The following is a 13,987-nucleotide window of genomic DNA, read 5'->3' as shown; positions in this document are numbered from 1 at the left end:
GGGGTGCTAGCAAAAAGAGAAACGGCGCGGATTGCATGAGCAATCCGCGCCGTTTTTTATGGCGCTGCCGTCGTTATTGCTTGAGCAGCGGCCCCAGGTATTTCCCCGTCACGCTGGCCGGGTTCAGCGCCACGTCTTCCGGCGTGCCCGTGGCGATGATCTGCCCGCCGCCGGCGCCGCCTTCCGGGCCCAGGTCGACCAGCCAGTCGGCCGTCTTGATGACGTCCAGGTTGTGCTCGATGATGACGAGGGTGTTGCCCTGGTCGCGCAGGCGGTGTATGACTTTCAGCAACAAATCGATGTCGTGGAAGTGCAAGCCCGTCGTCGGTTCATCGAGGATGTACAGGGTGCGGCCCGTGTCGCGCTTGGACAGTTCCAGCGACAGTTTGACGCGCTGCGCTTCGCCGCCGGACAAGGTGGTGGCGCTCTGGCCCAGCTTGATGTAGCCGAGGCCCACGTCGAGCAGGGTTTGCAGCTTGCGCGCGATCAAGGGCACGGGCTTGAAGAATTCATGCGCCTCTTCCACCGTCATGCCCAGCACTTCCGTGATGCTCTTGCCCTTGTAGTGCACTTCCAGCGTTTCGCGGTTGTAGCGCTTGCCGTGGCACACGTCGCACGGCACGTAGACGTCGGGCAAGAAGTGCATCTCGACCTTGATCACGCCATCGCCCTGGCACGCTTCGCAGCGGCCGCCCTTCACGTTGAACGAGAAGCGGCCCGCGCTGTAGCCGCGTTCCTTGGCCGTCGGCACGGTGGCGAACAGATCGCGGATCGGTGTAAACAAGCCCGTGTAGGTGGCGGGGTTCGAGCGCGGCGTGCGGCCGATCGGTGCCTGGTCGACGGAAATGACCTTGTCGAAGTGTTCCAGGCCGCTGATCGATTCGTGCGGCGCCGGTTCCGTCTGCGAACCATATAAATGGCGCGACAGGGCAGGGTACAGGGTATCGTTGACCAGCGACGATTTGCCCGAGCCGGATACGCCCGTCACGCACGTCATCAGGCCCACCGGCAAGCTCAGCGACACCTTCTTCAGGTTGTTGCCCGTCGCGCCAGTAATCACCAATTGCTTTTCCGGATTGCTGACATGGCGCTTGGCCGGCACGGCGATTTTCAGCTTGCCGTTCAGGTATTGCGCCGTCAGCGACTTCTTGTTCTTGAGAATGTCTTGCAGGGTGCCTTCGGCGATGATTTCGCCGCCGTGCACGCCTGCGCCGATGCCCATGTCGACGATGTAGTCGGCCGTGCGGATGGCGTCTTCATCGTGCTCGACCACCAGCACGCTGTTGCCGATGTCGCGCAAGTGTTTCAGCGTTTCGATCAGGCGGTCATTATCGCGCTGATGCAGGCCGATCGACGGTTCATCGAGCACATACATGACGCCCGTCAAACCGGAGCCGATTTGCGATGCCAGGCGGATGCGTTGTGCTTCGCCGCCCGACAGCGTGTCGGCGCTGCGGTCCAAGGACAGGTAATCGAGGCCCACGTTGTTGAGGAATTTCAGGCGCGAAATGATTTCCTTCACGACCCTGTCGGCGATTTCCTTCTTGGCGCCCGTCAGTTTCAGCTTTTCAAAAAATTCCAGCGTCTCGCGCAGCGGTTTGCCCGCCACTTCATAGATGGCGCGCTGCTGCTTGCCCGTGCCGACCTTGACGAAGCGCGCTTCCACGCGCAGGCGCGCGCCATCGCATGAGGGGCAGCATTTTTCATTGATGAACTTGGCCAGTTCTTCCTTGACGGCCATCGAGTCCGTCTCGCGGTAGCGGCGCTGCAGATTGTTGACCACGCCTTCGAACGTGTGTTCCTTGATGACGGTGCGGCCCCGCTCGTTGACATAGGTAAACGGAATCACTTGCTTGCCGGAACCGTACAGCACGGCTTGCTGTGCATTCAGTGCCAGCTGCTCGAACGGCATGTCCAGGTCGAATTCGTAAAACGCGGCCAGGTTCGACAGCATCTGGAAGTAAAACTGGTTGCGGCGGTCCCAGCCCTTGACGGCGCCCGACGCCAGCGACAGGTTCGGGAACGCGACGATGCGTTTCGGGTCAAAGAATTCAATGTGTCCCAGGCCGTCGCATTCAGGGCAGGCGCCCATCGGGTTGTTGAACGAGAACAGGCGCGGTTCCAGTTCCTGGAGGGAATAGCCGCACACATTGCAGGCGAATTTATTCGAATACACGTGTTCCTGGGCGGTATCCATTTCGTAGGCAATGGCGCGGCCATCGGCCAGGCGCAGGGCCGTTTCGAAACTTTCCGCCAGGCGCTGCTTGATTTCCTGGTTTACCTTGACCCGGTCGATGACGACGTCGATCGTATGTTTTTCCGTCTTCTTTAATTTCGGCAGGTCATCGACTTCATAGATCTTGGACGCATGCGTGCCGCTCTGTACGCGAAAGCGCACGAAGCCCTGCGCCTGCATCTGCTCGAACAGGTCGACGTGTTCGCCCTTGCGGTTGGCGACGACGGGCGCCAGTATCATCAGCTTGGTGTCTTCCGGCATGGCCAGCACGGCATCGACCATTTGCGACACGGACTGGGCGGCCAGCGCGTTTTCCGGGTGGTCGGGGCAGTACGGCGTGCCCACGCGCGCGTACAGCAGGCGCAGATAATCGTGGATTTCCGTCACGGTGCCCACCGTTGAACGCGGGTTGTGCGACGTTGCCTTCTGTTCGATGGAGATGGCCGGCGATAAGCCCTCGATCAGGTCGACGTCGGGCTTTTCCATCAGCTGCAAAAACTGGCGCGCGTAGGCCGACAGCGACTCGACATAGCGGCGCTGGCCTTCCGCGTACAGGGTGTCGAAGGCCAGCGACGACTTGCCGGAGCCGGACAGGCCGGTAATCACGATCAGCTTATTGCGCGGCAAATCGAGATTGATATTCTTGAGGTTATGCGTGCGAGCGCCGCGAATGCGGATCTGTTCCATGTGATTGCCTTGCTTTCAGTGAGTGGTGCGGCCGGCGCATTGTGCCTGGGTGCGGATGAGGAGCCACAACGGGTCAACCTATAACTATAGCCGGGTTTTGCTCTGCATGCCTGAGGCGTTCATGGGCGGATTGCGCCGCCAGGCGAACGTGCCCCGACAAAGTTTGATACAGATGCGTGCAGACGTTTAAACACTGTATATAATACCAGTATTCAAGTTTCTTGTTTTCACCTGCCGTGAAAAAAACGTGCTGCCGCGCGGGAGAGGGCGTCCGCCAGAAAGCGGATGCTTTGCGCCGCGTGGTCGCTTATAATCCTCGTTTAGTACACTAAACTACCGCGCGGGACACCGGCTCCCGCTGCAGTTCATCAGGAGTTATTCATGGCATCAGTCAACAAAGTCATCATCGTCGGCAATCTGGGCCGTGACCCGGAAATCCGCTACATGCCTAGCGGCGACGCGATCGCCAACATCGCCGTGGCCACTTCGTACAAATCGAAGGACCGCAACACGGGCGAACAAAAAGAATTGACAGAGTGGCACCGTATCTCGTTCTTCGGCCGCCTGGCGGAAATCGTCGGCCAATACCTGAAAAAAGGCTCGTCCGTCTACGTCGAAGGCCGTCTGCAAACCCGTAAATACACGGACAAGGACGGCGTCGAGAAGTACGCAACCGACATCATCGCGGAACAGATGCAAATGCTGGGCGGTCGCTCCGGCATGGGCGGCGACGCCGGCGGTGGCGATGACAGCTACGGCGGTGGTGGCGGTGGCGGCGGCTACGACGCCCCGGCCCCGCGCCAGGCGCCAGCCCCGCGTCCAGCTCCGGCCCCGGCACCACGCCCGGCACCGAAGCCAGCACCGAACTTCTCGGATATGGATGACGATATTCCGTTCTAAGACGCAATACGGCTCATCTGTAAATAACGCCTCGCGAATCTTTGATTTGCGAGGCGTTTTTATTGGATGTTTGGGTCTCTTTTCGGTGCTACCGGCCTTCAGTTCAAGCGGATAACCGCTCTCTTCCTTGATCTATGTTGGTGATCGCCATCATGGCCCCCCCTATAATTTAAGGACTGCTCTCAGCACGCCATCTGCAATGCCACACCAGAATAGGGAGACCATGGTGGCTATTTCGACCAAAGCGCCCCTGGTTGTCGATCTTGACGGCACGCTGACGCCAACCGATACCCTGCTTGAATCCGTCGTCAAGGTGGTGAAACAATCCCCGCTCAATGTGCTCCGCATGCCGTTCTGGCTCATGCGAGGGCGGGCAGGCTTCAAGGAAGCCATTGCGGCGCGTGCCAGCATCTCGGGCGAAGGCCTCCCTTACCGTGCGTCCCTGCTGGATTACCTGCGCGAGGAAAAGCGGAAGGGCCGCATGATTGTCCTGGCGACGGCGGCCCACCATTCGATTGCCTGCAACGTGGCCAGGCACCTGGGCCTGTTTGACAAGGTGCTGGCGACGCAAGCCGGTCACAACCTCAAGGGCAGGGCCAAGCTGCAAGCCATTCAGGAGCAGGTAGGGCCATGCTTTGTCTATGCCGGCGACAGCAAGGCAGATGTCCCCATCTGGCAAGCCGCCAAGGCGGCGGTGCTGGTCGATGTCGCCTGGCGTACGGGCCAGACCGTCCGACGGCATGTCCCGATTGAACGCGAGTTTCCAGGTGAGCGCTGCGGGCCTGGCGTGTGGATGAAAGCCCTGCGTGTCCACCAGTGGTTAAAGAATCTGTTGCTGTTCGTCCCCCTGCTGACGGCATTCTCCTTCCTCGACCTGGGCAAGATGCTCACCATGGCCGTGGCCTTCATGGCTTTCTCCCTGGCGGCCTCCGCCACCTACATGGTCAACGACCTGTGGGACCTGGAAAGCGACAGGGCACACCCCCGCAAGCGGCTGCGCCCTTTTGCCAGTGCCCGCCTGTCGATTCTGAAGGGCCTGGTCGTGGCGGCGGCGGCGTTGCTCCTGGCCCTCGTTCTGGCCTTCTCGGTGTCCCATGCCTTCCTCCTGATGCTCCTGCTTTACCTCGTGCTGACCAGCGCGTATAGCTGGGTGCTCAAGGAATACGTGCTGATTGACGTGCTCATGTTATCCCTGCTGTATACCTTGCGCATCCTGGCAGGTTCGGTTGCCATTGGTACCGCCACCAGTTCCTGGTTGTTGGCTTTCTCGGTCTTCATGTTCCTCAGCCTCGCCCTGGTGAAGCGCTGTGCGGAGCTGCTCACCCTGGAAGAGAATGGCAAGGCAGCCGCGCGTGGACGCGATTACCGGGTGACCGACCTGGCGGTGTTGTGGCCCCTGGGGGGCGGGGCGGCCCTCTCTGCCGTGGTGGTGTTCGGGCTGTTCATCAATGCGCCGGAAACGCAGGGGCGTTATGGCACCCCGCAGATGCTGTGGCTAGTCGCCCTGGGATTGATTTACTGGCTTGCGCGCCTGTGGGTGAAAACATCGCGGGGTGAAATGCACGATGACCCGGTGATTTACGCCCTCAAGGACCACGCTAGCCGCATGACCGTCTGCGCCATGGTGGCCATCATGCTGGGAGCGCATTTCCTCGTATTGGGTAGCTACCCATGAAAACGCTCTGCATTGCCATCCTGAGCATTGCGCTATCCGTCATGGCGCAGTTCTCATTGAAGACCGGCATGTCCGGTGCCGGGGTGAAGGCAATGATGGCAGAGCCCAAGTCCGTCATGACCCTCATCAATATCCTCACGGACAAGTATGTCCTGGGGGGCTTCCTCCTGTATGGCCTGGGAGCGCTGGCCTGGCTTGGCGTGCTGTCGCAATGGGATGTGAGCAAGGCCTATCCCCTGGTGGGCCTGGGATTCGTGCTCACCCTGCCAATCGCTTATCTGCTAGGCGAGCAGATAAGCATGCCCCGTGTGATTGGCGTGGCGCTGATTTGTACAGGGGTGCTGTTGGTGGGGAGGAGTTGATGAATGACAAATCTGATACCCAACAACAGCAAGATTGGCTGTGGCTGGCAATCATCGCAGGCCTCGGTTTTGCCCTGAGGGTTGCGGCGATGGCCTACTTCCAGCATGTGCCAGAAAGCGATGAACTTGCCTACAGGAGTATGGCGCTCAACTTGCTTGGCGGACACGGAATTGTCGACAGCATGGGCAACCATGCGATGTATAACGCGGGCTATTCCCTGTTTATCCTCGCCCCTGTCTTTTTCCTCTTTGGCGAAGACCTCCTGGCGGTTCGCCTGGTAAACATGTTCCTGGGAGCGGTGGCAATCATCCTGTGCTATCTGCTGGCCAAGGAAGCGGGCGCAGGCAGGTTGGGGCGTCTCATCGCCGCACTCGCCTGGGCGCTATACCTTCCGAACGCCATCTATGGGATGTATCTGGCCAAGGAAAACTTGATGATTCCCCTGATGCTGGGTGTCATGTGGTGCGCACTGAGATTGGCGCGTCAGTCCTCGAATACAGTGGCGATCGGCTGCGGGGCACTCTTGGGTCTGCTGGCATTGACTGGCAATGCCGCCTTGTCATTGCTGGCGGTCCTTGCCTTGGCGTTGCTGCTGTCTCCCGCATCGATGGCTCAGCGGCTAAGCATGGCCATGCTCGCGCTGTCAGTTGCGTTGGTGATGTCTGGCCCATGGCTGCTCAGGAACATGCAAGTGATAGGCGCACCTGTCTTGAACACCAATGGCGGCTTCAATCTGTATTTGGGTAACAACCCGGCTGCGACAGGCATGTTTGTTTCCATCTCGGAGACACCATGTGGCCCTACCTGGGATGCCCTTCGGAAAACGGGAGAAGTCCAGGCCTCCGAGACCTTGAAACAGGAAGCTATTTCTTGGGTGCAGGCCCATCCAACAGCGTTCCTGACGTTGGCCGTGAAGAAAGCGGCTTACTTCTGGACGCCGCCCTTCCATGAGGGCAAAGGAGATCCGTCGCCGGCAGAAAAGCTGGTTCGTCTCTTGTGGGCGCTACAGTTCCTGGTCCTGCTTGCCGCTGCGATTGGGACGCTGCTGATGCCAAGGCTCAGAAATCGGCAGGTCGGCCTGCTCTGGCTGGCGCTTGCGTGCTACACCGGCGTTCACATGTTGTTTTACGTGATATTCCGATACCGTGAACCCATCATGCCGGTCCTGGCAGTGATGGCGGGCCTGGTGCTTGAATCACTGGTGGCGGCCCGCCCCCCGGCGGCGAATCGGGCCAGATAAGCTGTCATGCTGCCGGAGACTCAATCGCGCAGCCGCATCTCCAGGCTGTAATTCGCCACCGCATTCCTGCGCGCCGCGTTGCGCATCAAATACACCTGCACCGTGTACTCGCCATCGGCCGGCAGTTTCGCCTGGTAACTGTTGCCGCTGGTCGAGCCGATGAACAGGGCTTCTTCCTGGCCTGGCTGGCGGATATTGAAGTAATTCGATGGCTGATTGGTTTTCAGCTTGACGCTGAGGGTCTGGCCGGCCTTGCCAGTGACCGTGTACTCGGCCGTGGCGTAGCCCTTGATCTTGCCTTTCACGCTGTGCGCGCTCTTGCCTGCCGTCAATTCGACGTTTTCCTTGTGGACAGGATCGGCGCTCCAGGCGGGCGTGGTGAAAACGAGGGCCGCCAGCAGCAGGCTGGCGCGGAGGGATAGTGGACGACGCGGCATAGGGCATTTCCTTTCAACGTGGACGAATAAGCTGGGATGGTGATGCCGCCCATCTTACGCCAGCGCTTGCCATGCGCCTGTACGGCAGCGCGCGCATGGCCAGTATTGCCCCGGCTTGATTGCACATAAAAAAACAGGCCGCGCACTCGTCGAATGCACTGCCTGTTTGCGTAGCATCAAGCGCCTTGAATCTAGCTTAATTGAAAGTGATTTCCTTGCGGTTATCGCGCGGGACGCGGTCGATCATTTTGTTGTAAGGATCAACACCTACTTCGAACGGTTTGTCCTTCACGGTGATGGTAATCACCGGGTCGCTGCCCGACACCCTGCGCTTGTCCGTGAACAGGACTGTTTCATCCTTTTCTTTGGCGCCAGGGGCGCGCGCGAAGATGGCGATTTCCACCGGCTCGTCATAGGCGCGCGCGCTTTCCTTGCCCTTGCCATCGGACTCCAGCTTGGCCAGGTGCAACTGCATGGTGACATCCCACTGGCCATCCTTGCGCTGTACGGCCGACGCTTGCGTCACGCGGTTGTCGTAGAAGACGATCTTCTCGAACAGGTCCGTGATCAGCGCCTGCTTGTCCTGCGGCGCTTCGGCGCGGATGTAGGCCAGCAGTTCCAGGGTGGTGGTGAACGGCGCCTGCTGATAGCCCTTGTCTTGCAGATAGCGTTTCAGGGCACGGTTCAGGGCTTCCTCGCCGAGCTCGTCGCGCAGGCGGTAGAACACCAGGCTGCCTTTGTTGTAGTGGATGTATTGCTGTCCTTCCACGCGCGCCAGCGGCTGTTCCTCGATGGCTTCGCCGCCGCGCCCGCTCAGGTAGCGGTCCAGTTCATAGCGCAGGAAGCGGCGCATTTTTTCGCGGCCATATTCCTTTTCCATCACCATCAGCGCCGAGTACTGCGACAGCGATTCCATCAGCATGGTGGCGCCCTGTACGTTGGCGCCGATCACCTGGTGGCCCCACCACTGGTGCGCCATTTCATGCGCCGTGACGTAGAACACGTAGTCGATGTCATCCTTGTCGCGCAGGTCGGCGATGAAGCCGATGCCTTCCGAATACGGAATCGTATTGGCAAACGACTGCGCGAAGCTCTGGTAGCCCGGAAACTCCAGGATGCGCACCTGCTTGTGCTGGTAGGGCGTGAACTGGGTGGTGTAGTAATCGAGCGACTTTTGCACGGAGGTAATCATGCGGTCCGTGTTGTAGCCATGCTTTTTATCAAAGTAAATTTCGATCGGCACGCCATGCCAGTCGCCTTTTTTGACTTCCCAGCGGGCCGACAGGTAGGCAAAGAACGGCATCATCGGCTGGTCCATCTTGTAGCGGTAATAGCGGCGGCCATCCTTTTCCCAGCTTGCCTGCAGGTAACCAGGCGCCAGCGCGATCTGCTCGCCGCTGGTGGAGACGGTGGTGTCGAAATTGATCCAGTCCGCTTCATTGCCAAAAACGGTGTTGCCGTAGGCCGACTTGTCTTCCAGCTTGGCCATGCGCTGCGGTTCGCCCAGGCCCCGTTTGCGCCGTTCGTTGCGATCCGTCAACTCCATTTCCTTCGCGTAGCCGAAGTGGGGGAAGAAGGCCTGGTTGTTGAAGAAGCTGCCGTTCAGGTTGACCTGGTCCGGCGCGCCGTCGTTGGTGAAACCCTGATGCGTGACGGCCACCGTGAAGTCCAGCGGCAGGGTGGCGCCCGGCACCAGGGGCCGGGCCAGCTTGAGGATGCTGAAGCCGAGTTCCTTGTCATCGAGCGCGACCTTGTGCTCAGGCAAGTTCAACCAGTGCGTTTCCAGGTCCGGGTTGAGCTGGATGCGCAGGGTGTCGAGCGGTTGCTGCGTCTTGTTTTGCAGCACGTAGTGACCCTTGATCAATACCTTGCGTTGCTCAGGATAGATATCCACATCGGCCTGGACGTCGGTGATCTTCAGCTGCGGCAAGCCCTTGTATTGCTTGTACAATTTCTCGTAGCGGGCTTGCTTGTCCATGCCGATGTCCGACGTCTCGTACTTGTTCAGCACGTTCGTGTTGTAGAAGATCCAGCCGCCCGTGCCTGCCCAGCACAGCACGACTACGGCCAGGGCGGCGCCGGCGCGGCCTTGCAGGCGCTGGCGGGCCAGGCGCACGCGCGCGCGCCAGTCGACGGACAGGCCGCGTACCCAGAACGCACGGGCCAGCATGACGAGGGCCACGGTAAACAGGCTCCAGTACAGCGCAAACCAGGACCAGCCAGCCAGGAAGTGGCCATAGCCATTCATGTCCGAATACTTGATGGCCGGCGTGCCGCCGAAGGCGTACAGATTGTGTTCCAGGTGCAGCATGCCCAGCACGGCTTGCGCCACCATCAGCAGGATCACCAGCAGGTAGCCGATGAACTTGTTATTCGACAGCACTTGCAGGGTGAGGGCGCACAATCCCATCAACACGAAGAAGAGGGAACCGAGCAGGGTGCCTTTCAGGTACAGGCCCAGTTCCACGGGCGCGCCGCCCTTGACGAGTTGGAAACCGATGGCGGTGATGACGCCCACCAGCAGGTAGCCGGCGATGACGCCGACCAGGGCCGTGCACTTGGCCAGCAGGGGCACCCAGCCGGGTACGGGCATGGCATCGCTGACGTCGGCGATCTTGACCTGGCGCTCCTTGAAGATCAGCTCACCCGCATAAAAGGTGACGATGATGATCAACAGGAAGCTGAAGCTGTTGTTGATACTTTGCAGCATCAAATGGGTCATCGGATACACGGCCGTGCCGTACATGTTCTTGCCCACGCTGGAGCCGGCGATCAGGTTGATGATGCCGAACAGCAGCATGACGAGGAAGGGCACGCTCTTGAAGACGCCGGCGGCATCGAAGCGCAGGATCTGCCACCACTGGCGCCAGGCCGTTGCCGGGGTAAAGGTGGGAATGCTGCGCGGCAGGTGCAGCGGCGCGGTGACGGCCGGCGCGGTCGCAGGCGTCTTGTGCTTGCCGAACAGGCGCTTGCCCGTGCCCGTGCGCTGCGGCTTGAAGAGGATAACGGTGGCGGCAAACAGCACGACGGTGATGCCCAGCCACAGCAAGCGGTTGGCCAGCAGGAAACCGGACAGTGGCGGCAGGCTGGCATTCGACTCGGCGGCCGTGAAGTAGCGCGTCATGCGGCCAAAGGCGCGCACGCCGAAGGGGTCGAGCAGCACGGCATACCATTCATTGTTGATGTCGCGCGTAAACACCCCGGCCATGGCCCACAGCACGAAAAAGCCCAGCACGCCCACGTACACGAGCATCATCGAACGCGTGGTGGCCGCCAGCAGCATCAGCAGGGCGCCGATGAAGAGCAGGTTGGGGATCACGATGACGGCGAAGCTCCAGGCATACGCCTGCAGCGAGAACGCGCCCACGCGCTGCGCATCGACCCAGGGCATGACGGGGCCGAGCATGGTGGCCAGGGCAATGGCGACGAAGATCACCAGGCAGGCGACAAAGCCGGCGGCGAAGCGGCCGAACAGGTAATCCCACTTGCGCATGGGCGTGGCGAACAGCATGTCGGCCATGCCCACTTCGCTGTCGCGCAGCACGGCGCCGGCGATGAAGACGGTGACGAGAAACATCGCCAGCAGGCTGAAGATGCCCAGCATCTGCGCCACCACCGTGGGAGCGTTGCGGTTGATGTTGCCGATGGCGCCACCGATCTGCACCGAGTCGCTGGTGGTGGCGCCAAAGGCCATCAGGGCCATGATGACGGCAAAGACCCACAGCAGCGGCTGTTTCAGCTGGTAGACGAGGTCAAACTTGAAAAATTCCTTCCACATGGCGGCCCCTTACGCTGCCACGGCGGACGGTGCCGCAGCGGGAGCCGCGGCGCCGTGGCGGGCGGCGTTGCGCACGTGCAGGAAATACACGTCTTCCAGATCGGCGGCGATCTGCACGAAGCCGCTGTCGGGCTGGCTGTCGGCATACACGTTGATTTGCGGCTTGCCGCCCACCAAGCGCGTCGACAGCACGTTCAGGGTTTGCTGGTACTGCGTCAGTTCTTCCGTCGTGACACTGCGGCGCCACACCTTGCCGTGCAAGGTATCGATGGCCGCCTGCGGCTCGCCCTGCACCAGCACCTGTCCCTTGACGATCATGGCCATGCGCGGGCACAGGTCCGTCACGTCATCGACGATGTGCGTCGACAGAATCACCACCACTTGCTCGCCGATCTTCGCCAGCAGGTTCAGGAAGCGGTTGCGTTCGTCCGGGTCCAGGCCGGCAGTGGGCTCATCGACGATCACCAGGCGCGGCGCGCCCAGCAGGGCCTGGGCGATGCCGAAGCGCTGGCGCATGCCGCCCGAATACGTGCCCAGGTTGCGCTTGCGCGCTTCCCACAGATTGGTTTGCTGCAGCAAGGCTTCCACGGCTTCCTTGCGCGGCCCCTTTTCCGTCAAACCTTTCAAGACGGCAAAGTGGTTGAGCAAGGTTTCCGCGCTGACCTTCGGATAGACGCCGAAATCCTGCGGCAAATAGCCGAGCTGGCGGCGCAGGCCGGCCTTGTCCTTGAGCACATCGAGGCCATCGAAATGGATGCTGCCGCTGTCGGGATCTTGCAAGGTGGCAATGGTACGCATCAACGAGGACTTGCCTGCGCCATTCGGTCCCAGCAAGCCGAACATTCCGTTGGGAATCTCCAGGCTGACATCATTGATGGCCTTGACGCCATTGGCATACGTTTTGTTCAGCTGTTTGATCGATAGCATGTGCGGCACTCTCCAGAGCTTGGGTCTAAAAAAGCCGGCAGATACCTGTCTGCCGGTCTGTGTAAGGGGATCGCCCTTGTTTGCGGTCAACCGCGATGGCGGATATTACTTAAAGGCAATAATATATAAGCAATTAGAAAAAAAGTAAGCTTTTTGCGACCGGAGGTGGAAAGACGGGCATGAAATGCCCCAGGCGGGGATGAGTGACGGTGATACCATCGCGCACTGGATCGACGCCACCGCGGAGGAAAGCTTTCATGCATGTCATAGACAAGATCATCGCCTTGCGCGCCATTGCCCCGGGCGAAGAGGAGGCACTGGCGCGGCTGTTTCAACTGTACTGTTATGACAATGCCGCCTGGAGCGGTGAGGCGCTGCTGGCCGATGGCCGCTACGACGTGTGCGATGCGGGGCTGGCGTCGTATGTGCATGCAGCCGGCCACACGGCCAGCTGGATCGAGGTCGATGGCGAACTGGCGGGCTTTTTCCTCACGGAGCCTGGCATGGCGGGCGGGCTGGCGGTGCAGGAGTTCAGCGACTTTTTTATTCTGAAGCAATACCGTCGCCGGGGCGTGGCGCTGGAAGTGGTGCGCAGGGTGCTGCTGGACAGCGGGCGGACGTGGCTGGTGGCAACGTTTCGCGACGATACCGCTGCCTGCGCGTTCTGGCGGCAGGCGTTTGCGCGCCTGCCGTTTGCCAGGGTCGAGGCGTACGATGATCCGGCCTTGCCGCAGTTCCAGCTGACCTTGCTGAAACCGGCGGCCTGAGCGCGTTTAGAAGCGCACTTTCACATACGCCGACGGTCCCGTCAGGCGAATGTTCAGGTCGGCATCGCGTTCGCTGTCGCGGTGCAGCTTGATTTTCGAGATGCCGTAATCGGCCACGAATCCGATGTTCTTGAACGGAAACCATTCCACGCCGACATTGCCGCCGTAGATGTGACCGTTGATGCGCCCGCCATTTTTCTTGATGCCCGACGCTTCCGCATACATGCGCAAGTCCGGCGTGAAGGCGTGGCGCCAGCCCACTTCCAGCAGCGGCGCAAACGCATGCTCGCCGATGGAATCGCGCGCCGTGGCCGTTTCGCCATTGACGACGCCGGTGGCCGTGCCGTTCAGGTTGGCATGGTAGTAGGCGGCGCCCAGGCCGATGCCGAAGGTGTCGTTGCCGCTGCCCAGCCACCATTTATAGGCCAGCTTGGCCAGGTCCAGCTTCAGATCCGCATTCGCCGTGGCCGTGCCCGTGACGGGCTGGCCATTGATGATGGTCTCGCCCGTCAAGCTTGGCGTGTAGGATTTGTCGTAACGGTAGTAGTCGAATGCCAGGCCATGGCGGTCGCCGATCAGCAAATCCGCCTTGATGCGGGGGATGGTCGTGTGGCTTTGCTTCGATTCGGGCGCGTCGATACGGCCAAACTGCGTGTCGGCGCCGATATTGATGCGCGGATCGGCGGAAAATGCGCCCACCGAGATGCTGACACGGTCCAGCGTGGGCGATGGCTCGGCCCGCGCCGTGGCGGCCGCCGTGGCCATGCCCAGCACACCCAGCATCATGGCGCCGCGCAAGGCGAGATGCTGAAAACGGAGTGGGGACAGGCGGGCGGGGACGGACGTAACAACCATGGGACAACTCCTCAAGATAAAGTGAAAACTGTTGCGACACATGGGTGGTCCACGCTGGGCAACAGTGCAATGTGGAAATGGTAGCAATTGTTACTTTTGGATTACGTAGCCGCACGGCGCAA

10 protein-coding genes are annotated in these 13,987 nt (G+C 60.6%); 5 read left to right on the top strand and 5 right to left on the bottom strand.

All coding sequences use genetic code 11. From position 1 onward, the window contains the following. Positions 1–73 precede the first annotated feature (73 nt). Complete coding sequence (uvrA, locus tag K0F86_RS18905; RefSeq protein WP_219135829.1) at positions 74–2,923, bottom strand: excinuclease ABC subunit UvrA; 2,850 nt, start codon at positions 2,921–2,923, stop codon at positions 74–76. 381 nt (positions 2,924–3,304) lie between these two features. Here uvrA and ssb point away from each other — a divergent pair, with 381 nt between their 5' ends. The 4 genes from ssb (at position 3,305) to K0F86_RS18885 (ending at position 7,101) form a co-directional block, all read left to right on the top strand. Then, positions 3,305–3,823: a single-stranded DNA-binding protein gene (gene ssb / locus K0F86_RS18900; RefSeq protein WP_071075050.1), complete on the top strand. Its 519-nt coding sequence runs from the start codon at positions 3,305–3,307 to the stop codon at positions 3,821–3,823. A gap of 223 nt (positions 3,824–4,046) precedes the next feature. After that, positions 4,047–5,498 carry a UbiA family prenyltransferase gene (locus tag K0F86_RS18895; RefSeq protein ID WP_257572229.1) on the top strand — a complete coding sequence of 484 codons (1,452 nt, stop codon included), beginning with the start codon at positions 4,047–4,049 and terminating at the stop codon, positions 5,496–5,498. Beyond that, positions 5,495–5,860: an EamA family transporter gene (locus K0F86_RS18890; RefSeq protein ID WP_219135827.1), complete on the top strand. Its 366-nt coding sequence runs from the start codon at positions 5,495–5,497 to the stop codon at positions 5,858–5,860. Before K0F86_RS18895 ends, K0F86_RS18890 begins: the two co-directional genes overlap by 4 nt. After that, positions 5,860–7,101: a glycosyltransferase family 39 protein gene (locus tag K0F86_RS18885; protein WP_219135826.1), complete on the top strand. Its 1,242-nt coding sequence runs from the start codon at positions 5,860–5,862 to the stop codon at positions 7,099–7,101. Before K0F86_RS18890 ends, K0F86_RS18885 begins: the two co-directional genes overlap by 1 nt. Before the next feature lie 20 nt (positions 7,102–7,121). Here K0F86_RS18885 and K0F86_RS18880 read toward each other — a convergent pair whose 3' ends face one another. The 3 genes from K0F86_RS18880 to K0F86_RS18870 all read right to left on the bottom strand — a co-directional run bounded on the left by K0F86_RS18880 (position 7,122) and on the right by K0F86_RS18870 (position 12,243). Next, positions 7,122–7,538 (bottom strand): hypothetical protein, encoded by a 417-nt coding sequence (locus tag K0F86_RS18880; RefSeq protein ID WP_219135825.1) that lies wholly within the window; start codon positions 7,536–7,538, stop codon positions 7,122–7,124. Between the two features lie 196 nt (positions 7,539–7,734). After that, on the bottom strand, positions 7,735–11,316 hold the full coding sequence (locus K0F86_RS18875; protein WP_219135824.1) for a M1 family aminopeptidase: 3,582 nt from the start codon (positions 11,314–11,316) through the stop codon (positions 7,735–7,737). A 9-nt stretch (positions 11,317–11,325) separates the two neighbouring features. Further along, positions 11,326–12,243 (bottom strand): ABC transporter ATP-binding protein, encoded by a 918-nt coding sequence (locus K0F86_RS18870; RefSeq protein ID WP_219135823.1) that lies wholly within the window; start codon positions 12,241–12,243, stop codon positions 11,326–11,328. Between the two features lie 257 nt (positions 12,244–12,500). Between K0F86_RS18870 and K0F86_RS18865 the strand changes: the two genes are divergently transcribed. Then, positions 12,501–13,010, top strand: a complete 510-nt coding sequence (locus K0F86_RS18865) for a GNAT family N-acetyltransferase (RefSeq protein WP_219135822.1) — start codon at positions 12,501–12,503, stop codon at positions 13,008–13,010. 6 nt (positions 13,011–13,016) lie between these two features. Here the strand turns inward: K0F86_RS18865 and K0F86_RS18860 are convergent, their stop codons facing one another. Further along, a complete protein-coding gene (locus tag K0F86_RS18860; RefSeq protein WP_219135821.1) occupies positions 13,017–13,865 on the bottom strand; it encodes an OprO/OprP family phosphate-selective porin in 849 nt (282 codons plus the stop codon). Positions 13,866–13,987: the final 122 nt, after the last annotated feature.

Source organism: Janthinobacterium sp. UMAB-60 (assembly GCF_900095235.1).
In the GTDB taxonomy this organism is placed as follows: domain Bacteria; phylum Pseudomonadota; class Gammaproteobacteria; order Burkholderiales; family Burkholderiaceae_D; genus Janthinobacterium.
The sequence above is the reverse complement of the archived record's forward strand: the minus strand, read 5'-3'. Positions and strand labels throughout refer to the sequence as shown.

Coding starts and splice junctions, on each gene's coding strand:
- K0F86_RS18865 (WP_219135822.1), top strand. CDS start 12,501: ATGCATGTCATAGACAAGATCATCGCCTTGCGCGCCATTGCCCCGGGC.
- K0F86_RS18885 (WP_219135826.1), top strand. CDS start 5,860: ATGAATGACAAATCTGATACCCAACAACAGCAAGATTGGCTGTGGCTG.
- uvrA (WP_219135829.1), bottom strand. CDS start 2,923: ATGGAACAGATCCGCATTCGCGGCGCTCGCACGCATAACCTCAAGAAT.
- K0F86_RS18875 (WP_219135824.1), bottom strand. CDS start 11,316: ATGTGGAAGGAATTTTTCAAGTTTGACCTCGTCTACCAGCTGAAACAG.
- K0F86_RS18890 (WP_219135827.1), top strand. CDS start 5,495: ATGAAAACGCTCTGCATTGCCATCCTGAGCATTGCGCTATCCGTCATG.
- K0F86_RS18880 (WP_219135825.1), bottom strand. CDS start 7,538: ATGCCGCGTCGTCCACTATCCCTCCGCGCCAGCCTGCTGCTGGCGGCC.
- K0F86_RS18895 (WP_257572229.1), top strand. CDS start 4,047: ATGGTGGCTATTTCGACCAAAGCGCCCCTGGTTGTCGATCTTGACGGC.
- ssb (WP_071075050.1), top strand. CDS start 3,305: ATGGCATCAGTCAACAAAGTCATCATCGTCGGCAATCTGGGCCGTGAC.
- K0F86_RS18870 (WP_219135823.1), bottom strand. CDS start 12,243: ATGCTATCGATCAAACAGCTGAACAAAACGTATGCCAATGGCGTCAAG.
- K0F86_RS18860 (WP_219135821.1), bottom strand. CDS start 13,865: ATGGTTGTTACGTCCGTCCCCGCCCGCCTGTCCCCACTCCGTTTTCAG.